Raw genomic sequence first — 20587 nt, forward strand, 5'->3', positions numbered from 1 at the left:
AGTAACAATACCTGATTGACAACCGTCCCAGAAGTCATCCCCCATGCCTTCATTCCTACGTGGCCTGCTCGACCGTATCGGCGCCTTCGGCTCGCTGGCCTGCGCCGTGCATTGCGCTGCCCTGCCGTTGCTGATCGCCGTGCTGCCCTCGCTGGGCATCGCCGTATGGTTCGGCGACGGCTTCGAAATGGGCTTCGTGATGTTCGCGACCCTGCTGGGCAGCTTCAGCGTGATTTCCGGCTATCGCCGCCACCACGCCATGCGCGCGCTGTCCCTGCTGATTCCGGGCCTGGGCCTGCTGTGGGTCGGCGTGCTGTACGCGCCGCTGCACCACGCGCTGCTGCCCCACGCCATCACCATGTCCTGCGGCGGCGTGCTGGTCGGGCTGGCGCATCTGACCAACCTGCGCCTCAACCACGGCCATATCCACGACGCCAGCTGCGCCCACTGAGCGCCGGCCTTCGGCCGCCGAACGCCTAAACGTAACGCTTGTGCTAGGCTTCGCAGCCTCGCGCGCGGCCCTGCTGCGCCGGAAACCGGGCTTCGCGCCCTCCCGCCGCCCCGCTGGCGGCCTGGGCCGACCTTCATTCGAAACACGTTCAACCGATTAGGAGCACGACCATGGGTAAAGGCGACCGCAAGACCGCCAAGGGCAAGCGCTACAACTCCAGCTACGGCAACGCCCGCAGCAAGGCCGTGACCAAGGCCGCCGGCACCGCCGCGGCGCCGGCCGCCAAGAAGACCGCCAAGACCGCCGTCGCCAAGGCGCCGGCCAAGAAGGTCGTGGCGAAGAAGGCCACCAAGGAATAAGACGCACGCCGACAGGCGCCCGATCCGACCGCTGCCCCGGCAGCCGGTCGCGGCACGGGCCCGGTCAGCAAAGAAAGCCCCGCATCGCGGGGCTTTTCTTTGCGCGGACGGTTTGTGGATGCGGTGTGCCATGCGGCTGTTGTCGCTACGGATTGGGTGTAGGCAAAGCGCACATTTGCATGACGGCCGTCGAGATTTTGGCGACAAGGTGTAATTTTTTCATTAAGATGCGCGCCGTTCCCGCGGACGGGAACGTCATTACCAAATCTAAGGGACAAGGAAATTATGAAGAAGCAACTCGCGCTGGCCCTGTTGCTGGCGACGGCGTCCTCGGCGGCCGCCGCTGCCGACGGTCTGAGCCACACCTACGTCGAAGCTGGTTTCGTGCGTCACCAGGCCGAACTGCCGGTCGTGGCCGGCCAGGGCGTCTCGATCGACGACATGAAGGCCGACGGCGGCTACATCGCCGGTTCGTTCGAAGTGATGGACAGCCTTTACCTGTTCGGCGGTTACCACAAGGGCAACGACGACGTCGGCGTGAGCGTCGATGGCATCGGCGAAGTCGGCGAGTTCGATGCCGACGTGCAGCAGGGTCACATCGGCCTGGGCTACCACCACACGCTCAGCGACCGCGTCGAGTGGACCGGTGAGTTGAGCTACGTCAACACCCGTGTGGAGCTGAAGGTCGAAGACTTCAAGGAACGCCTGAAAGGCGACGACTACCGCGCCTCGGTCGGTCTGCGCGGCGATCTGGCCGCCAACTTCGAAGGCTGGATCAAGGCCAACTACACCGACGGCGACGTCTACGACGGCGAGTTCAGCGGCACGCTCGGCGTGCTGGTGAAGTTCAACAAGATGTGGGGCATCGTCGGCGAAGCCGAAGTCGGCTCCGACGACCGCCAGTTCCGCCTCGGCGTGCGCGCGAGCTTCTAAGCCCGCGCGACACCATCGAGGGTGCGACAGTCAAAGCCCGGCGCGAGCCGGGCTTTGTTTTTTTGGCGGTCGTCATGTCGGTCGCAGGCAGCGATCGCGCGCTTCACTGCGGCGCGTTCTGCACGATCACGTACTGCTTGCGGTATTCCAGTCCCGCCGCCGCCGGCCACCTCGCCGCGTAGGCGCGCAACGCATCCAATCCCTGCGGCCACTCTTCGCCGTTGACCCGGCAATCGGCCTGGCATTCGCCGCCGGCGTTGTCGTGCGAGGCGAACAGGCGCAGGCCGTAGACCTGATCGGTGCGCAGCAGCGGCTCGAATGCGTCGATGGATTTGGTGAACAGACAGCACGGGCAGAAGTCTTCTTCGGTCGCGTCTTCGGCCGCATCGGCGTCGCGCTGCGGTTGGCCGACGTGCTCGACCGGCCCGAACAACAGCCGCCGCTTGCGCGCCGGGAGTCCGTCCTGCGCCGGCAGTTCCATGCTCATGGTCATGCACGACTGCGGTTCCGCGCTCGCCGCGTCCAGCAGCACCAGCAGATCCGTGCGCGCCCACTTGCGGAAACCCGAGGTCACCGCTTCGTCGAAGGTTTCGGCGATCGCGTACTGGTATTCGAACAAGCCCTGCGGCAGCCACTGCGGCTGATTGCACTGGATCGTCGTGGCGGTGCCGATCAGTTCGTCGTCGCGCACGTGGAATTCGATGAACTGCGGCAGCAGATGCAGGCCGCTTTCGGTCAGCTCCAGCCAGCCGTCTTCGTGCATGAGCGTGGCGTGGCCGAGCTCGCGTAGCACGTTGGCGGCCAGTTCGGGCAGGTCGAAGGGTTCCAGCCATTCCTCGCCGTCGGCGCCGGTGAAGCGCAGATGGCCGTGGGTGTCGGTGCCCGGATTCTCCGCCAGCACGTCGAACGCGTGCACCGATGTTTCCTCACTCATTGCTGCGCCGCCTTGGCTTCGACCGCGCTCCACACCCGCAGCAGATTGCCGCCGAGCACCTTGCGGATGGTTTCGTCGGAATGCCCGCGCGCCTTCATGCCTTCGATCAGGTTCGGATAATCGGCGACCGATTTCAGGCCGTCGGGCAAGGCGCCGCTGACGCCGTCGAAATCCGAGCCGATGCCGATGTGATCGGCGCCGACCAGCTTGATGCCGTAGTCGATCTGGTTCAGCACCGCATCGATCTTGACCGGAAGCGGCGGATGCGCGGCTTCCCATTCCTTGTCGAAGGCCTCGGACGACTTCGGCGTTTCACCGCGCGCGCGCGCCGCGGCCTGTTCCTGTTCGAACTTGGCGCTGGCGACGAAATAGGCCTGGGTGACCGCGGCCGACGCCGGATCGACGAAGGCATTGCCGAACACGACCTGGATCACGCCGCCCTTGGCCGCGACCGCCTTGGCCAGTTCGTCGCTGATATTGCGCTCGAAGCCCGGAGTGAAATGGCGCAGGCCGGAATGGCTGGCGATCACCGGCGCCTTGCTGCGCGCGAGCACATCGCGCGTGGCGTCGTCGGACAGATGCGAGACATCGACCATGATGCCGAGCCGGTTCATTTCATCGACGACTTTCTCGCCGAACGGGCTCAGGCCCTTCCAGGTGTGCTTGCGGCTGTAGGACGAATCGCTGATGCGGTTGTCCTCGCTGTGGGCGAGGGTGATGTAGCGCACGCCGCGCGCGTGGAACAGCGTGAGCCGCGACAGGTCGTCGCCGATCGGCGCGCCGTTCTCCATGCCCAGCGCCAGCAGCACGCGCTGGCCGTGCGCGTGCAGGCGCTCGAAATCCTTCGGCGAACGCAGCAGCGCGAACTGCTCCGGGCGGCGGCCGATCATCGCCTCGACCGCGTCGATCTGGGTGTGCGCGATCTGGGTCGCTTCGCCGGCCTGGTCTTCGCCGGGCGAGGTGTAGATCGACATGAAGGCGACATCCAGCCCGCCCTGGCGCGCGCGCGGGTAGTCGAACTCGACCTTGGGCGTGTCCACGCCCAGATCGGCCCAATGGCGCAGCAGCAGGCTGGGTGCGTCGATGTGGGTATCGACGATGGTCGCGTCCTGAGCGAAGCGCTGACCGGCGCTGAGAGGCTGGTCGGCCTGCGCGGCGAGCGGCAGCAGGGCAAGGGCTAGGGCGAGAGCGGCGATACGCACGTGACCTCCAAACGATGGGAATGCGCGTGAGCCAACGCGCCGGGCGCCCAGCGTACAACAGCGAGTGCGGGCTGCCTTGCCGCGTTGCAGCGTTTGCGGGCGGTGGATCGGTGTGGTTCCGCGCAGCTGAAGCGCCGGCAATGTCTAAGCGCGGCGGCTGTTCCCCCCTTTGAAAAAAGGGGGCAGGGGGGATTCCGCTTTTGCTTCGACGCACAGCAAAAGCAAATCCCCCGCGCGAATGCGCCATGTACCAGCTTCGTACCACGCTGGCGCCGCCCCCTTTTTCAAAGGGGGCAATGTGGCGGTGTCGGGGATATGAGGCGAGCCGTCAGCGATCCGCCTGATCGACCAGAACCCGCCCCGCGCTGACCACCCGCCGCGCCAGGCGCCCGCCGAGCCAATAGCACAGCTCGGACGGATGACCGATATCCCACTGCACGAAGTCGGCCCGCGCCCCCACCCGCAACACGCCCGCATCGTTCAGGCCCAATGCGCGGGCCGCGTGCACGGTCGCGCCGCGCAAGGCTTCTTCCGGGGTCAGGCGGAAATGCGTGCACGACAGCTGCATGGCCTGACGCAGCGACAGCAGTGGCGAGGTGCCCGGGTTGCAGTCGGTCGCCACCGCCATCGCCACGCCGTGTTCGCGAAACGCATCCAGCGGCGGCAGCTTGGTTTCGCGCAGCACGTGAAACGCGCCCGGCAGCAATACCGCGACCGTGCCGTGCGCGGCCATCGCCTTCACGCTGTCCACCGAGGTGTGTTCGACATGGTCGGCCGACAAGCCGTCGAAGGCGGCCGCGAGCGCGCCGCCGCCCAGGTCGCTGAGCTGATCGGCATGCAGTTTGACCGGCAGCCCCAACGCGCGCGCGGTTTCGAACACGCGCCGGGTCTGCAGCGGACTGAAGCCGATGCCTTCGCAGAACGCATCGACCGCGTCGATCAGGCCCTGCGCATGCAAGCGCGGCATCCATTCGCAGACCGCGTCGATGTAATCGTCGGCGCGGCCCTGATACTCCGGCGGCAAGGCGTGCGCGCCCAGGTAGGTGGTGCGCACCTGCACGCCCAGCGCGTCGCCGACCTGGCGCGCGACCCGCAGCATCTTGCGTTCGTTGTCGAAATCCAGGCCGTAGCCGGATTTGATTTCCACAGTGGTCGCGCCGTCGCCGAGCAAGGCGCGCGCGCGCGGCAGCGACTGGCGCAGCAACTCGGCTTCGTCGGCGGCGCGGGTGGCGCGCACGCTGGAGACGATGCCGCCGCCGGCGCGGGCGATCTCTTCGTAGCTCGCGCCCTTCAAGCGCAGCTCGAACTCGCGCGCGCGGTCGCCGGCGAAGACCAGGTGGGTGTGGCAGTCGATCAGGCCCGGGGTGATCCAGCCCTGGGCCTGGATCACGGTTTCGGCCACGTCGGCGGGCGCGCCGGGCAGGTCGGCGCGCGGGCCGAGCCAGGCGATGCGGCCGTCGCGCCAGGCCAGCGCGGCGTCGGCGATGTCGCCGTAACCGTCGGCGCAGTCCAGGGTCGCGAGCGAGGCGCCGAGGATCAGGCCGTCGTAGAGGCGGCCGTCGGGCCGGCGATGAGGGGCGTCGGAGGCGGTGTTCATGCGCCGATTCTAGTCGCTGCGCCGTCCCGCGGCCGCGTCGCCGCCGCGGCCAAGGTCGCGTTGCGCGCGCGCGCAGGCGAGAATGCGCGCATGACCTCTTCGACTCCGACCCGCGTGTGGACCCCGGACGGCTGGCGCGGCGACGCCGCCGGTGAACGTATCGTGCCGGGCATCGCCAACCTGCATTCGCACGCGTTCCAGCGCGCGATGGCGGGCATGGCCGAGCGCCAGACCAACCCTGCCGACAGCTTCTGGACTTGGCGCGAAACCATGTACCGCTTCGCCGAGCGCTTCACGCCCGAGGCGCTGCATGCGGTCGCGACCCAGCTGTACGTGGAAATGCTCGAAGCCGGCTACACCAGCGTGTGCGAGTTCCACTATCTGCACCACGCGCCCGACGGCCGCCCGTATGCCGATCCGGCGGAAATGTCGCGCGCGCTGATCGCGGCCGCGCGCGACACCGGCATCCGCATGACCCTGCTGCCGGTGCTTTACATGACCGGCGGTTTCGACGAACGACCGCTGAGCGAGCGCCAGCGCCGCTTCGGGCATACGGTCGATGCTTATCTGCGCCTGCTCGACGGCCTGCGCGCGGAATCCGACGAACTGCTGCGCGTGGGCTGCTGCCTGCACAGCCTGCGCGCGGTGCCGCCGGCGCCGATGCGCGAGGTGCTGGCGGCGCTGCCGACCGACAGCCGCGTGCACGTGCATATCGCCGAACAGGTCGCCGAAGTCGAAGACTGCCTGGCGCTGCGCCATGCGCGGCCGGTGGAGTGGTTGCTGGCCAATGCGCAGGTGGATCAGCGCTGGACCCTGGTCCATGCCACCCATTTGAACGAGGCCGAAGTGCGGGGCATCGCCGCCAGCGGCGCGACGGTGGCGATCTGCACCACCACCGAGGCCAATCTGGGCGACGGGTTTTTCCCGCTGCGCGATTATCTCGATGCCGGCGGGTATTGGGGCGTGGGATCGGATTCGCATATCTCGATTTCGCCGGTCGAGGAACTGCGCTGGCTGGAGTATGGGCAGCGCTTGCTCACGCGGCGGCGAAACATTGCGGTCGGCGCGGGCAGCAGCAGCGTCGGCGAGACCTTGCTGCAGGGCGCGCATGCGAGCGCGGAGCGTTCGACCGGCCATTGCGCCGCGAGTCTGGCCGGCGATACGCTGGTGCTGGATCGCGACGCGCCGGTGTTCGCCGGTGCGAGCGATGAGGATTACGTCGATCGCTGGTTGTTCAGCGGTAATCGCAATCTGGTGCGCGAGGTGCGCGTGGGTGGGACGCAGGTCGTGGCCGATGGGCGCCATCGCGATCGCGAGGCGATCGCGGCGCGGTATGGGCGGACTTTGCGGGGGTTGCTTGCGGATTGAGGTTCTGGTGATCTGAGCGAAGAGCATCGGGGCTGAAGCCCCTCCCACAACAGACCTCGTTGCGGCGCAATCTTTTGTGGGAGGGGCTTCAGCCCCGATGCTTTCGGCTCAGATCGCCCAACAACCTCACACCGCGAACAAATCATCGATCGGCACGCGCCTGGGCAGCGCGCCTTCCAGATTCAACAGGAATTCCTTGGTCGGCAACCCGCCGCCGAATCCGGTAAGGCTGCCGTCGGCGCCGATCACCCGATGGCAGGGCAACACGATCGGCAACGGATTGCGGCCGTTGGCGGCGCCGACCGCGCGGGTCGCGGTCGGCTGGCCCAGATGCCGCGCCATCTGCCCGTAGCTCCAGGTTTCGCCCCACCGGATCAGAGCCAGCGTGTGCCAGCACTGCAGTTGGAACGGCGTGCCGTGCGGCGCCAGCGGCAGATCGAATTCCTGCCGGATGCCGTCGAAGTATTCGTTCAACTGCTTGCGCGTTTCCAACAACACGCCGTTGTCGCCTTCGCGCCAGTCGCCGTCCATCGCCACCGGATGCCACGGCGCCTGGAATTCGATCAGGCGCAATCCGTCCTCGCCGCTGGCCAACAGCAGCCGGCCGACCGGGCTGTCGATGTGCTGGAACGTGACCGCGCCGCTTTTAAGGCGGATGTGCTTGCTCATGCGGCTTTCCTCGATTTCTTCGCCGCGCCCGCGCCGGCCGGCGCGTCGCCCGGCTTGGCGGCTTGGGCGATCGGCACCGGCATGCTGTCGCGCCAGACCTGGATCACCCCGTAGGCGCGCCACGGCCGCCACGCTTCGGCGCGCGCGTTGAGCGCCTTCGCGCTCATGCGCACGCCGTCTTCGGGCATGGCCTTTTGCAGTACCAGATCGTCGGCCGGGAACGCATCGGGATGGCCGAGCGCGCGCAGAGCGACGTAATGCGCGGTCCACGGGCCGATGCCGGGCAAGGCCACCCAACGCGCGACGAAATCGTCGAGCGTGCGTTCGGCGCGGAAATCCACCCGCCCGTCGAGCAGGGCGCGCGCGACCGTGCGCACGGTGTCGGCGCGCGCGCGGGTCAGGCCGACTTCGGCCAGATCCGCATCGGCCAGCGCTTCGGGCGTGGGGAACAGATGTTCCAGTCCGGGCCCGAACGGCTTCGGCAAGGCCTGGCCGAAACGCTGCGCCACGCGCGCGGCCAAGGTGCGCGCGGCGGCGACGCTGACCTGTTGGCCGAGAATCGCCCGCACCGAAATCTCGAAGCCGTCCCAACCGCTGGGCAGGCGCAGTCCGGGACGTTTCGCGAACAAGGCCTTCAGGCGCGGATCGACCGACAAGGCCGTGGCGATCGCGTTCGGATCGGCGTCCAGGTCGAACATGCGGCGCAGGCGATTGATGATTTCCAGCAACCGCGCCGGCGCCGGGCCGTGCAGTTCCAGTTTCAGCGCGTGCGGGTTGTCGTCGGCTTTGCGCTTGTCGCTGGGCCACGCGCTCACGCGCAGCCAGCCCGGCGATTCAATCGGGCCGATGACGCGGCTGTAGCTGTGCGCGTCGACGACTTCCACGCCGGGCAGGGCGCGGCCGCGCAGGAAATCCAGCATCGCGGTGAAATCGTACGGCGGGCGATAACCCAGCCGCAGCACCAGACTGTCGCCGTCGCCGTTCGGGGTTTCGTTCGGGCGCCGGCGCAGATCGCGCGGTGCCATGCGGTAGGCCTCGCGGAAAGTCGTGTTGAAGCGGCGCAAGCTGCCGAAACCGGCGGCCATCGCGACTTCGGTGATCGGCAAGCGGGTTTCGGTCAGCAATTGCTTGGCGAACAACAGCCGGCGCGTGCCGTGCACGCCGATCGGCGGCGCGCCCAGACGCTCGACGAACAAGCGCCGCAGCTGGCGTTCGCCCAGACCGACGCGTTGCGCGAGCGCGGCCAGCGGTTGCTCGGCGAGCAGGCCTTCGTCGATGAGTTTCAAGGCGCGCGCGACCGCGGCATCGCCGCGGCGCCATGCGCCTTCGGCGGGGGACAACTCCGGGCGACAACGCAGGCAGGGGCGGAAACCGGCGGCTTCGGCCGCGGCGGCGTGGCCGAAATACTTGACGTTTTCGCGCTTGGCCGCGGGCGCGGGGCAGACCGGCCGGCAGTAGATGCCGGTGCTGGTCACGGCGGTGAAGAACAGACCGTCGAAACGCGGATCGCGGCTGATGCGGGCTTGTTCGCAAACCCGCCAGTGCGGCAGCGAGGCGTCCGGTGCGGGAGTGGCGATGGCGTCCATGGCCTTAGGCTAGCACCGGCGGCGGGTTCGGACTCGCCGGATTCGGACATCAATACCGGATGGGGTTTACCGCTTCTGTAGGAGGGGCTTCAGCCCCGATGCTTTTCGTTCCGGTCGCGGCGATCTGAACGAAAAGCATCGGGGCTGAAGCCCCTCCCACAAAAGCAGCGAAGCCCTCACACATCTGTGTCTGGCTGCTTATTGACAACCCGGCAGCGGCGTACCGTCGCTCCAGGCGTTGCGCAGCCACTTGATGCCTTCGCGGCCGTTGTACGGCACGGTCGGCGAATGGCTGGCCGGATCGTTCTGGCCGAGATAGCACGCGCTGCCCCATTGCGAGTCGCGCACGAAGCGGGTGTCGCTGACTTCGATCACCACGCCCGAGCCCAGGCCGGAATCGTACGGGGCCAAAGTGTAGCCGCCGCCGGCGAGCCGGCTTTCGCGAATGGTCAGCGTCGATCCGGCGCCCGGGCGATCGGCCCAGAAAATCGCCGCGTTGCCGTAACCGGAGGAGTTGACCGGACGCGCGTCGATATCGCTGTGGATGACGCTGACGTGGCCGACTTGCCCCGGCGAATAGAACTGCAGCGCGTCGAGATGATCGTCGGGATAGAAACAGGTGTTGTGAATCAGGCTGTCCTGGATCACCACCGGTTCGCCGCCGCCGGCGATCAGCATGTCGTCGCCGTTGTGATGCAGATGCGCGCGGATCAGCGTGTAGCCGTTGTCGCCGTTGATCAGGCGGCGGCCGCCGTTGTTGGCCGCGGGGCAGCGGTCCGGGCCGAGATCGACATCCTTCAGCACCAGGTTGCGATGGGTCCGATGATCGACGAAGCCTTTGATGCGGCTGTTGCTGACGGTGACGTTGTCGTGGCGAACGACCAGATCGCCGGTGATCAGCAAGGCGTTGATGACCTGGCCGTCGCGACTGGTGCTGTAGTCGCCGGCGATGGTGGTCAGGCTCTGGCCGGCCGGAACGCCGGTGCAGGCTTCGTTCGGGAACGCCGGGAACGGCGGGCAGGCGCGCGCGCTGCCCAGCGGCGGCGTGGTCGCGCTGACCGGTTCGGAACGCGCCGATTCGTTGCCGGCCGCATCGAGCGCGCTGACCCGATAGGTGTAGTTCGTCTCCGGTTGCGCGGTGTCGTGGACGTAGCCGGTGAGTTCGGTCTCGGTCAAGGCGAGCGGCGTGCCGTCGATGTAGACGCGGTAACGCACCGCGCTGGTGTCGTCGCTGCTGGCGGTCCAGTGCAGGCCGACGGTGCTGGCGTCGGATACGGTCGCCGACAAGCCGGTCGGCACGCTCGGCGGCGCGGTGTCGCCGCTCAGCGGCGCGAATTCGACATCGACCCAGTAATTGGCCGAGCGCCAGGTCGAATTCGGGAATCCACTCTGCGCGGCGTAACGGTAGTTGCCGTTGCCGCCGTCGCTGCCGTCGCGCAAGGCGCGCAGCGGGCCGTTGGCGTAGTCGGCCGCGGAGAAGTAATCCAGATCCGCCGAGTAGCGGCCGTTGGGCGCGTAATAGGACACGACATACGTGGTGTCGGCGGCGATGCGCACCGGTGTGGCGAACGCGACGCGCTGCCAGCCCGATGCGGTTTCGTTCGCGAATTGCGCGCGCGCCAGCAAGGTCCCGTCCGCGCTCCACAGATTGCCGAGATGGACGCCGGTGTTGGCGGCCGACTTGTAGAAACGCACGCCCTTGATCCAGCCCGGCTGGGTGCTGCGGAAACGCAGGCCCAGTTCGACGCCTTCCGGATCGGTCGAATCCACCAGCGTCGGCAGCGCGCTGTCGTTCCACAGGCTTTGATTGCCGGCCTGGAATACGCGCACTTCGCGGATGTTGGTCCAGTACGAACTGTTCTGGGTGCAATGCAGCTTGCCGGTCACGCGCACCGCGCGCACCTCGCGCGGCGCGCCGCGGAAGCTGTAGACCACGCCGGCGGTTTGCGAGGAGTCGTAGGCGTATTGCGGTTCCACCGCCCAGCCGCTGTCGCGCCAGTCGCCGCGCGCGCTGTTGGAGAACTGCAGGCTGAGTCCGTCGCAGAACGCGCCGTCGCCGCTGCTGTTCCAACTGCCGTGGACGATCTCGACCCGGTCGATGGTGCGCGGCCCGTCGCTCCATAACACGCCGGCGGCTTCGTAGTTGTCGCTGGGCTCGGCCTGGCCGCCGCTGAGATCGACATCGACCGCGTCGTCGCCGTCGTTGAGCAGCGGCGCGGCGACGCGCACGCTGGTCGGCTCGGTTTCGCTGCGGCCGTCGGCGCCGGGCGTGAAGCCGTGGGCCCAGCGGTAGGCGGTGCCCACCGGAGCGATGTTCTGCGCGAAAGCCGCGGAAGAAAACAGAAATACGGCCACGATCGCGATCGACCGCAGGTCACGCGAACGAGCTGAACGACCCGCGCGAAGACGCGCAGGACCAAGGCCTGGTTCGGTATGCATGGTTGGGTCCGGTGCGTGGAAGTGCGCGAGTGCGCGGGCACGCCCAAGGAACGGCGGACCGTTCCTTGGGCGGTGTTGCGGGGGAGGAGGTCCCTGGATTCCCGGAGCTAAGCTAGCGTCAGTGATCGGCGAAAAATCAGGGCCGGCGTCACCAAAATCCAGATCGATGACAAACGTCAGGGCCGGGCCCTGTCATCGGCGCGTTGGCGCATGACAAATTGCAGGGATCGGGCATTGACGCGCGCGAAGTCGTCATCGCCGGCCTGTGATTCCAGACACGGCGCAAACGGCATCGGCGCCGGCTTTGCGCGAACCGTGCCGATTGCGGACCGATCCGGGCCGGGCCGGTCGCGACCCGGACCGACGGTGCGGATTCAGGGCGCGGCGCTGTCGCGCAGCGCCGGCAACAGCGGCGCGATGTCGCCGTCGTTCTTCGCAGGAACGATGCCGATCAACCGCGCCAACAGCGGATACACATCGACGTTGTCGAACGGCGCCAGGGTCTCGCCGCGCTTGAACGCCGGACCGCGCGCGACGAAGATCGCGCGCATCGACGCCAGCGCCGGGTCGTAACCGTGCGAGCCGCGGGTTTCGTCCTTGCGCGCGGTCTTGAGTTTTTCCGCCTCGATCGCGTCCCAGCCTTCGTGCATCTGGCAGACGATCGGCGGCACCCGCGGATGGGTGCCGTAGTGCCAGCGCGCCGGCAGTTCGCTCTTGCGCCAGCAGTCGTAGGTGTCGTGCGCGCCGAGCAGGCGTTTTTCGACTTCGGCCTCGTGTCCGGGATTGGGCGCGATGCCGATCGACTGGCCGACCGAGGTCACCACCGCCTGTTCCACCGTGACCATGTCTTCCACGGCGATGCGGTGGCCGGGCGCGACTTCGGCCATGCCGTGATCGGACACCACGATCAGATTGACCTGCTCAAGTTGGCCGCGCGCGGCCAGGCCGTCGAGCAGGCGGCCGATCGCCGCGTCGATGCGTTGCAGGGCCACCCGCACTTCGGCCGAGTCCGGGCCGTGGTCGTGGCCTTCGTGATCGAGCGCGTCGAAGTACAAGGTGGCCACGTGCGGGCGCGTGCCGGCGGCCGGTTCGCCCAGCCAGCCCAGCACTTCGTCCACGCGCGCGTTTTCGTCGATCTTGGCGTCGAACAGGCGCCAGCGATTGGGGCGCAGGCCGTGGATCGGCGCTTCGCTGCCGGGCCAGAACAAGGTCGCGCTGCGCAGGCCGGCTTTCTGCGCGCCGATCCAGATCGGCTCGCCGCCGTTCCACCAGCGCGTATCGCCGACGGCATCGCGGTCGGCGATCTTGAACTTGCCGATGGCGGCGTCGCTCATGCTGTTGTGGATCACCCCGTGATGATCCGGGCGCAGGCCGGTGACCAGGGTGTAGTGATTGGGGAAGGTCAGCGACGGATACGAGGGCGACATCCATCGCGCGCGCACGCCGTCGCGTGCCATCCGTTCCAGGTTCGGGGTCAGGCCCAGCTCGAAATAGCTGGCGCGAAAACCGTCGATGGAAATCAGCAGCACGGGCGTGTCGGCCGGCGGCGGTTCGCGGCGGTTCGCGGCGGCGCAGGCGCTGAGGAGGAAGACGAGGGCGAGCAGGGCGGCGCGGGCCGCAAGGATGGTCGAACGCATCCGGGCATAGTAATGGCACGCGGTTGCCAGCCGATGTCAGCCGTCGCCGATGCCGGCCGCGCGGCGAGCCGCCAAGGTCGGCACGGCCATGACTTCAGTCGCTGGCGCCGCGCCGGCGCGCGGGGCGATAGTGAAGCCCTGTCATCGCGAGTTCCGCCATGCGCCCGATCGCCGCCGCCGTGTGCTTGTCCATGTCGTTGTTGGCCGGGGTTTCGGCGCAGGCCGCATTTGCGGGCGAATCCGCCGCTGCGAGCCAGGCAGATTCGAACCAGGCCGATCCGAAGCGGGCCGATCCGAAGCGGGCCGATACGCAGGTGGGCGAGGCCAGGCCCGCGGAGCCGAGGCCCGCCGATTCGAAGCCGGCCGATCACAAGCCAGCCGATCGCAAGCCCGCCGAGCCCGTCGAACTGAGCGCGGAGGAATGCGCGGTCTGGGCCCGCGAACTCAGCTTCGCCCGCTCGATCGCCGAACACGACGGCAAGGCCTTCGCCGCGCATCTGCATCCGCAGGCGGCGTTCGGCGCCGGCCGGCCGCAGCCCAGCCGCGGGCGCGACAAGATCGCCGCGGAGTGGGCCGGGCTGATCGAAGGCAAGCAACTGCGCCTGCGCTGGTATCCGGTGCGGGTCACCATCGGCGGCGTCGGAGATGTCGCCTGGTCCACCGGGCCGGCGCTGTACCAACGGCTCGATCCGGGCGCGCAGCCGCGTTATCTGATCGGCGCCTACCAATCGGTCTGGCACCGCGACGCCGACGGCGTATGGCGAATCGTGTTCGACGACGGCCTGACTCCGCGCCCGGCCACCGAAGCCGAGGCGATGGCGTTCGAACACGGCCGCCGCGAGACCTGCCCGCGACGCTGACGACTGCCTAAACGGCGGGTGCCGCGCGGGCGCCGGGACGGTGCCGGAAGCGTAGGCTGGATCAGTCCAATCGCGTTCCTGATTTCAGGAGGTGTCCCATGAAACGTCTATTGCTCGCCGCCGCGCTGAGCCTGAGCGCGTTCGCCGCCTTCGCGCAGACCGCCGCGGTCGATGCGCGCGTGCAGGCCAGCGCCAACGCCACGGCGCTGGATTCGGCCGATGCGCAGGCGCAGGCGCGGGTGCAGGCCGATTCCAAGTCCGTCGCCGCAACGAAAAACCGCTACGACCCCAATTGCGTGAGCCAGACCGGCACGCGCCTGCAGCCGCGCCATCGCAGCAACTGCATCGCCAACGGCCGCAGCTACACCCGCGAGGATCTGGACCGCACCGGTCAAGTCGACGTCGGCGAGGCGCTGCGCAAACTCGATCCGCGCCTGTACTGAGCGCGCAAGCATCGGTTCCGGTCCGGACCTGGTTCGGACCGTCCTCACGCCCGGCCTCGTGCCGGGCGTTTTTTATGCGCGCAGGTTCGCTGCGCGTCTCGTGTGCGCGTTGGCGGACATCGTCGTCATCCGGACGGTTTTCGAAATCCGCCAACCGGGCGGCATCATTTCCGCCAGCCGATCCAACCCGGCGTCGCCGGTCACTGCCGCTTGGGCAGCTTCCAGTCCGGTCGGATGAAGTGGCAGGTGTAGCCGGACGGGTAACGCTCCAGATAGTCCTGATGCTCCGGCTCGGCTTCCCAGAACGGCCCGGCCGCCTCGATCTGCGTCACCGCCTTGCCCGGCCACAAGCCGGAGGCATCGACATCGGCCAGGGTGTCCTGCGCGACCGCTTTTTGTTCGGCGTCGGTGTAGAAGATGGCCGAGCGGTAACTGGTGCCGATGTCGTTGCCCTGGCGGTTGGCGGTGGTGGGGTCGTGGATCTGGAAGAAGAATTCCAGGATCTGCCGATAGCTGATCCGGGCCGGATCGAACACGATCTCGATCGCCTCGGCATGCGAGCCGTGATTGCGATAGGTCGCGTTGGCGACGTCGCCGCCGCTATAGCCCACGCGGGTGGATACGACGCCGGGCATGCGCCGGATCAGCTCCTGCATGCCCCAGAAGCAGCCGCCGGCCAGGATCGCGGTTCGGGTTTGTGTCGTCATGATCGATTCTCCACAGCAGCCTGGATGGTGCGCGATGGCGGCCGGCGCGTCGAGCCCGCCGCAGGGTTTCATTCATCGGCCTTGCGTGCGCCGCGATGAGCGGCAAATAAACGAAGTGAGAGCCGGCCGCATGAATCCGGGCCTCATGCGCGTGCGTCGTCCGCCGATACTCAGCTCGCGATACCGTCGAGCAAGCGCCGCAGCGAGTCTTTATAGAAACGGCGGAACTCGCTTTCGCCGTAGCTGAAACGGCCGGCGCGGTACAGCACGATCAGGCCGTGGGTATGCGCCCACAAGGTCATCGCGATGTCCCAGGCATCGCCCGCGCGCAGGCGGCCGGCCTGCTGCGCTTCGATCACCACGTCGGCGACCACGTTCAAGGTCGGCGAGCGGCGCGCGCGGAAATCTTCCGGAAAGCGCCGCGCGCGTTCGCGCGGCATCGAGAACGCGTGATCGAACAAATGCGGATGGGCCAGCGCGTAGTCCAGGTAGATCTGCTGGATCGCCAACAGCCGCGCGATCACGTCGCCGCCTTCGTTGCGCGCGCTCCAGTGATGGGAGATCTCCTGGAAGCTGTCGTCGCTGATGCGTTGCAGCAGCGCTTCGCGATTGGGGAAGTGACGGTAGATCGCCATCGGCGTCAGCCCGATGCTGTCGGCGATGCGGCGCATGCTCACCGCCTGCGCGCCGCCGCGTTCGAACAAGGCGCGGGCGGCGCGGACGATGCGGTCGGCGGTGGCGGGCGCAGTCATGTATACAGCGTATACATTTTGCCGCCGCGACGGCAAATTCGGGCGCAAACGTCGCATTGTCCGACCGTCCGGGCCGGTTCCGCGCTGGCGGGCGCTTGAAGCGCGGCGCGATAATTCGCGTCTCTCACGAACACCGGAGTCGCCGTGTCCGCCACCGATCGCAACGATCCCTCTCGCGTCATCCGCGCCCCGCGCGGCAGCGAAAAGAGCTGCAAGTCCTGGCTCAGCGAAGCCGCGTTCCGCATGATCCAGAACAACCTGGACCCGGACGTGGCGGAAAACCCGGCCGAGCTGGTGGTCTACGGCGGCATCGGTCGCGCCGCGCGCGACTGGGCATCGTTCGACGCCATCCTCAAGTCGCTGCGCGATCTGGAAGACAACGAGACCTTGCTGATCCAGTCGGGCAAGCCGGTCGGCGTATTCCCCACCCACGCCGACGCGCCGCGGGTGTTGCTGGCGAACTCGAATCTGGTCCCGCACTGGGCCACCTGGGAGCACTTCAACGAGCTCGATAAGAAGGGCCTGATGATGTACGGCCAGATGACCGCCGGCAGCTGGATCTACATCGGCTCGCAGGGCATCGTCCAGGGCACGTACGAAACCTTCGTCGAGATGGGCCGCCAGCACTACGGCGGCAGCCTGAGCGGCAAGTGGATTCTCACCGCCGGCCTGGGCGGCATGGGCGGCGCGCAACCGCTGGCGGCGTCGCTGGCCGGTGCGTGCTCGCTCACTATCGAATGCAAGCAGAGCAGCATCGACATGCGTCTGCGTACGCGTTACGTCGATGAGCAGGCCAGCGACCTGGACGACGCGCTGGCGCGCATCGCCAAGTACACCGCGGCCGGCGAAGCCAAGTCGATCGCGCTGCTGGGCAACGCCGCCGAAGTGCTGCCGGAACTGGTGCGCCGCGGCGTGCGTCCGGACGCGGTCACCGACCAGACCAGCGCGCACGATCCGGTGCACGGCTATCTGCCGATCGGCTGGACCGTGGAGCGCTGGCTGGCCGAGCAGAAGAGCGACCCGCAAGGCGTGCGCGACGCGGCCAAGAAATCCATGCGCGTGCATGTCGAGGCGATGCTGGCGTTTCAGCAGCAGGGCATCCCGACCTTCGATTACGGCAACAACATCCGCCAGATGGCGCAGGACGAAGGCTGCAAGAACGCCTTCGATTTCCCCGGTTTCGTGCCGGCCTACGTGCGCCCGCTGTTCTGCCGCGGCGTCGGCCCGTTCCGCTGGGTCGCGCTCAGCGGCGATCCGGAAGACATCTACAAGACCGACGCCAAGGTCAAGGAAATCATCGCCGACGATGCGCATCTGCATCGCTGGCTGGACATGGCCAAGGAGCGCATCAGCTTCCAGGGCCTGCCGGCGCGTATCTGCTGGGTCGGCCTGGGCCTGCGCCACAAGCTCGGCCTGGCCTTCAACGAAATGGTGCGCACCGGCGAGTTGAAGGCGCCGGTCGTGATCGGCCGCGATCACCTGGACAGCGGCTCGGTCGCCTCGCCCAATCGCGAAACCGAAAGCATGCGCGACGGCAGCGACGCGGTCAGCGACTGGCCGCTGCTCAACGCCATGCTCAACGTCGCCGGCGGCGCGACCTGGGTGTCGCTGCATCACGGCGGCGGCGTCGGCATGGGCTATTCGCAGCATTCCGGCGTGGTCATCGTCTGCGACGGCAGCGAGGAAGCCGACAAGCGCATCGCGCGGGTGCTGTGGAACGATCCCGGCACGGGCGTGATGCGGCACGCCGATGCGGGTTACGAGATCGCGCAGCAGTGTGCGAAAGAGCAGGGCTTGAAGTTGCCGATGCTCTGAGGAAGTCGCGGCTCGCGCTGCGTCTGCAGGCGGGCCGTGCGCCTCATGGCAGCGACTGGCGAAGCCGCTCCTCTCCCTCTCCCGCTTGCGGGAGAGGGCTGGGGTGAGGGGTGAGCGCCGTAGGCGCGAATGCTCTTGCTTGGAGTTCCACGACTGCTCGGGCCCTCACCCCAACCCCTCTCCCGCAAGCGGGAGAGGGGCTAAATCGGTGCTCCCGGCGTTCGTTCGATCCAACCCGACCGATCAATCCGGAATCGTCGGCCCGACCAACCGGTCCAGCAGCGCCAGCGAATCCTGCCAGCCCAGATAGCACTGCTCGGTAGGGATCACCTCGGGAATACCCTCCTGGACCACCTCCACCTCGGTGCCGCAGGACACCTCGCGGAAAGTGATGGTGGTGATCATGGTGCCGGGCAGGTTGGGATCGTCGAAGCGGTCGTCGTGGACGATGCGCTCGTTCGGCACCAGTTCCAGATAGGTGCCGCCGAAGCTGTGGCCGTTGCCGGTGCTGAAGTTGGTGAACGTCATCCGGTAGCGGCCGCCGGCCCGCGCTTCCAGTTCGTGCACGGTGCAGGTGAAGCCGTCCGGCGGCAGCCATTTGGACAGCGCGGCGGCATCGAGGAAGGCGCGGTAGACGCGCTCGGGCGGTGCGGACAGGACGCGGTGCAGGCGGACGGTGCCGGTGGTCATGGGTGGTCTCCGTAGCGAGGTGAAGCCCTCACTGTGTCTGACGAATGGAAGGGACGCGAATCGACAGCCTTCCGTGAATACATTCTCGCAACAGTTTCCGCGATCGGTTCCTGCCAGGGTAGGCGCGCGACGCCGGCGGCGGCGCGACGCGGCGGATGTCGATCCGCAGTCCCGTGATTCGTCGTACGAATATCACTGGTGAATCGGGCCGCCGGCCCGGATCATGCACCGGTGCGACCCAGACGGAGCATGCGATGAGCCACCAGCCCCCGGCCACCCACGACACGCCGCCCCCGCATTCGCTGTGGAGCGACCTGCGCGACGCCATCCGCGGCACCGATGCCGACTACACCAAGATCCCGCTGCGGCGCGCGGTGTTCCTGCTGGCCGTGCCGATGGTGCTGGAGCTGGTGCTGGAATCGACCTTCGCCGTGGTCGATATCTTCTTCGTCGCCAAGCTGGGACCGTCGGCGGTGGCGACGGTGGGCCTGACCGAGAGTTATCTGTTCCTGCTGTACGCGCTGGCCATGGGCCTGGCGATGGCGGTGACCGCGGTGGTGGCGCGGCGCGTCGGCGAGGGCAAGCGCGAGGACGCGGCGATCACCGCGGTGCAGGCGATCTTCATCGCCTTGCTGGTGGCGGTGCTGCCGGCCCTGGCCGGCATCTTCTATGCGCAGGACCTGTTGCGGTTGATGGGCGCCGATGCCTGGAGCATCGAGCACGGCTACCGCTACACGCAATGGATGCTCGGCGGCAACGCGGTGATCATGCTGTTGTTCGTGATCAATGCGATCTTCCGCGGCGCCGGCGACGCGGCCATCGCGATGCGGGTGCTGTGGTTGTCCAACGGTCTGAATATTCTGCTGTGCCCGTTGCTGATCTTCGGCCTCGGGCCGGTGCCGGCGCTGGGCATCGAGGGCGCGGCCATCGCGACCAACATCGGCCGCGGCATCGGTGTGGCGTTCCAGCTGTGGGTGCTGTTCCACGGCGGCAAGCACATCCGGGTGACGCTGGCGCAGTTCGTCTGGCGCGGGGCGATGCTATGGAACATCGTGCGCACCTCGCTCGGCGGCGTGGGCCAGATGATCGTGGCGATGACCTCGTGGATTTTCCTGATGCGCATCCTGGCCAGCATCGGCAGCGAAGCCGTGGCCGGCGCCACCATCGCCATTCGCATCATGATGTTCACGATGATGCCGGCCTGGGGCATGTCCAACGCCGCCGCGACCCTGGTCGGGCAGAACCTCGGCGCCGGTCATCCCGAGCGCGCCGAGGCCTCGGTGTGGCGCATCGGCTGGTACAACATGGCCTATCTGGTCGTGGTGTCGGTGCTGTTCTTCGCCTTCCCGCATCAACTGGTGGCGTTCTTCACCGACGATGCGAAGGTGGTCGCGATCGGCGCGCAGTGGCTGCGCATCCTGTCGTACTCGTTCTTCATCTACGGCTGGTGGATGGTGACGGTGCAGGCCTTCAACGGCGCCGGCGACACGATGACGCCGACCAAGATCAACGTGGTGTTCTTCTGGCTGATCCAGATTCCGCTGTCCTACGTGCTGGCCGTCACCCTGAACTGGCAACACTCGGGCGTGTTCTGGGGCGTGTTCGTGTCCGAGACGTCCGTGGGCGTGTTCACGCTATGGCTGTTCACGCGCGGGCGGTGGAAGTCGGCGCAGGTGTAGACGCGCCGGGCTATTCCGGCGCGCTGTCCGGCGACTGCGACCATTCCACTTCGAGCTGGCGGAACTGGCCGGGGAACAACTCGCCGGGCACCGATGCGATCCGAAACTGTCCGTGCCGCAAAATGGCCTGCGCGCCGAGCCGGCCGATGCCGGTATCGACCAGCGCTTCCAGTTCGGTATAGCGCGGGTCGTAGTGGCCGTGCCGGGGATGCGATTCGGGGCTCTGCCGTCCGGCCTTGGCCTCGGCTTCCCAGCGCTGCCAGATCGCCCAGTGCTCGCGCGCCCAGGCGAAGGTCTCCGCATCGAGCGGGGTCAGGGTGAAGACCTCGGCGTATTCGAGATGCTCCGGATCGAAGGCGCAGACGAAGTAATGCGGCCGGCCGGCGTGATCGGCGATGCCCGTGCGGGGGCCGTCGTCGTAGTCCCAGGTCATGTGGATGGGTTCGTAGGCCATGAGCTCGAAGGT

The 20587-nt window shown here is 67.6% G+C and carries 19 protein-coding genes; 8 read left to right on the plus strand and 11 right to left on the minus strand.

Annotated elements, in window-relative coordinates; all coding sequences use genetic code 11:
* Positions 1 to 43: 43 nt before the first annotated feature.
* The 3 genes from J7J50_RS04755 (at position 44) to J7J50_RS04765 (ending at position 1743) form a co-directional block, all read left to right on the plus strand.
* Positions 44 to 451, plus strand: a complete 408-nt coding sequence (locus J7J50_RS04755; protein WP_215056335.1) for a MerC domain-containing protein — start codon at positions 44 to 46, stop codon at positions 449 to 451.
* Between the two features lie 170 nt (positions 452 to 621).
* Entirely contained in the window at positions 622 to 810 is a 189-nt protein-coding gene (locus tag J7J50_RS04760) for a 30S ribosomal protein THX (RefSeq protein WP_057942080.1), read from the plus strand.
* A 285-nt stretch (positions 811 to 1095) separates the two neighbouring features.
* Positions 1096 to 1743, plus strand: a complete 648-nt coding sequence (locus J7J50_RS04765) for a hypothetical protein (RefSeq protein WP_215056336.1) — start codon at positions 1096 to 1098, stop codon at positions 1741 to 1743.
* 103 nt (positions 1744 to 1846) lie between these two features.
* On the opposite strand, the gene J7J50_RS04770 is transcribed toward J7J50_RS04765, so the two are convergent.
* From J7J50_RS04770 to hutI, 3 genes are all read right to left on the minus strand, one after another.
* On the minus strand, positions 1847 to 2677 hold the full coding sequence (locus tag J7J50_RS04770) for a DUF6348 family protein (RefSeq protein ID WP_215056337.1): 831 nt from the start codon (positions 2675 to 2677) through the stop codon (positions 1847 to 1849).
* On the minus strand, positions 2674 to 3879 hold the full coding sequence (locus J7J50_RS04775) for a dipeptidase (protein ID WP_215056338.1): 1206 nt from the start codon (positions 3877 to 3879) through the stop codon (positions 2674 to 2676). Before J7J50_RS04775 ends, J7J50_RS04770 begins: the two co-directional genes overlap by 4 nt.
* Before the next feature lie 328 nt (positions 3880 to 4207).
* The gene (gene hutI, locus J7J50_RS04780; RefSeq protein WP_215056339.1) at positions 4208 to 5476 is read right to left on the minus strand and encodes an imidazolonepropionase; all 1269 of its coding nucleotides are present in this window, start codon (positions 5474 to 5476) and stop codon (positions 4208 to 4210) included.
* Positions 5477 to 5566: 90 nt separating this feature from the next.
* Between hutI and J7J50_RS04785 the strand changes: the two genes are divergently transcribed.
* Positions 5567 to 6844, plus strand: a complete 1278-nt coding sequence (locus J7J50_RS04785) for a formimidoylglutamate deiminase (protein ID WP_215056340.1) — start codon at positions 5567 to 5569, stop codon at positions 6842 to 6844.
* A 126-nt stretch (positions 6845 to 6970) separates the two neighbouring features.
* Here J7J50_RS04785 and J7J50_RS04790 read toward each other — a convergent pair whose 3' ends face one another.
* The 4 genes from J7J50_RS04790 to J7J50_RS04805 all read right to left on the minus strand — a co-directional run bounded on the left by J7J50_RS04790 (position 6971) and on the right by J7J50_RS04805 (position 13175).
* Positions 6971 to 7513 carry a methylated-DNA--[protein]-cysteine S-methyltransferase gene (locus J7J50_RS04790; RefSeq protein ID WP_215056341.1) on the minus strand — a complete coding sequence of 181 codons (543 nt, stop codon included), beginning with the start codon at positions 7511 to 7513 and terminating at the stop codon, positions 6971 to 6973.
* The gene (locus J7J50_RS04795; protein WP_215056342.1) at positions 7510 to 9099 is read right to left on the minus strand and encodes a DNA-3-methyladenine glycosylase 2; all 1590 of its coding nucleotides are present in this window, start codon (positions 9097 to 9099) and stop codon (positions 7510 to 7512) included. Before J7J50_RS04795 ends, J7J50_RS04790 begins: the two co-directional genes overlap by 4 nt.
* Before the next feature lie 198 nt (positions 9100 to 9297).
* Entirely contained in the window at positions 9298 to 11454 is a 2157-nt protein-coding gene (locus tag J7J50_RS04800; RefSeq protein ID WP_215056343.1) for a DUF4082 domain-containing protein, read from the minus strand.
* Between the two features lie 458 nt (positions 11455 to 11912).
* Positions 11913 to 13175, minus strand: coding sequence for an ectonucleotide pyrophosphatase/phosphodiesterase (locus tag J7J50_RS04805; RefSeq protein ID WP_215056344.1), 1263 nt, complete (start codon positions 13173 to 13175; stop codon positions 11913 to 11915).
* A 158-nt stretch (positions 13176 to 13333) separates the two neighbouring features.
* Between J7J50_RS04805 and J7J50_RS24665 the strand changes: the two genes are divergently transcribed.
* Both J7J50_RS24665 and J7J50_RS04815 read left to right on the plus strand, forming a co-directional pair.
* A complete protein-coding gene (locus J7J50_RS24665; protein WP_251044184.1) occupies positions 13334 to 14035 on the plus strand; it encodes a hypothetical protein in 702 nt (233 codons plus the stop codon).
* A 98-nt stretch (positions 14036 to 14133) separates the two neighbouring features.
* A complete protein-coding gene (locus J7J50_RS04815) occupies positions 14134 to 14478 on the plus strand; it encodes a hypothetical protein (RefSeq protein WP_215056345.1) in 345 nt (114 codons plus the stop codon).
* A gap of 200 nt (positions 14479 to 14678) precedes the next feature.
* On the opposite strand, the gene msrA is transcribed toward J7J50_RS04815, so the two are convergent.
* Both msrA and J7J50_RS04825 read right to left on the minus strand, forming a co-directional pair.
* Positions 14679 to 15185, minus strand: coding sequence for a peptide-methionine (S)-S-oxide reductase MsrA (msrA, locus tag J7J50_RS04820; RefSeq protein ID WP_215056346.1), 507 nt, complete (start codon positions 15183 to 15185; stop codon positions 14679 to 14681).
* A 170-nt stretch (positions 15186 to 15355) separates the two neighbouring features.
* On the minus strand, positions 15356 to 15937 hold the full coding sequence (locus J7J50_RS04825; RefSeq protein WP_057942094.1) for a TetR/AcrR family transcriptional regulator: 582 nt from the start codon (positions 15935 to 15937) through the stop codon (positions 15356 to 15358).
* A gap of 144 nt (positions 15938 to 16081) precedes the next feature.
* Here J7J50_RS04825 and hutU point away from each other — a divergent pair, with 144 nt between their 5' ends.
* Positions 16082 to 17752 (plus strand): urocanate hydratase, encoded by a 1671-nt coding sequence (gene hutU / locus J7J50_RS04830; RefSeq protein WP_215056347.1) that lies wholly within the window; start codon positions 16082 to 16084, stop codon positions 17750 to 17752.
* Between the two features lie 243 nt (positions 17753 to 17995).
* Here the strand turns inward: hutU and J7J50_RS04835 are convergent, their stop codons facing one another.
* Positions 17996 to 18442, minus strand: a complete 447-nt coding sequence (locus J7J50_RS04835) for an SRPBCC family protein (RefSeq protein WP_215056348.1) — start codon at positions 18440 to 18442, stop codon at positions 17996 to 17998.
* A gap of 254 nt (positions 18443 to 18696) precedes the next feature.
* Here J7J50_RS04835 and J7J50_RS04840 point away from each other — a divergent pair, with 254 nt between their 5' ends.
* Positions 18697 to 20121: an MATE family efflux transporter gene (locus J7J50_RS04840; protein ID WP_215056349.1), complete on the plus strand. Its 1425-nt coding sequence runs from the start codon at positions 18697 to 18699 to the stop codon at positions 20119 to 20121.
* 10 nt (positions 20122 to 20131) lie between these two features.
* On the opposite strand, the gene J7J50_RS04845 is transcribed toward J7J50_RS04840, so the two are convergent.
* The gene (locus J7J50_RS04845; protein WP_215056350.1) at positions 20132 to 20575 is read right to left on the minus strand and encodes a hypothetical protein; all 444 of its coding nucleotides are present in this window, start codon (positions 20573 to 20575) and stop codon (positions 20132 to 20134) included.
* Positions 20576 to 20587: the final 12 nt, after the last annotated feature.

This window comes from Lysobacter sp. ISL-50 (genome assembly GCF_018612875.1).
GTDB lineage: Bacteria > Pseudomonadota > Gammaproteobacteria > Xanthomonadales > Xanthomonadaceae > Lysobacter.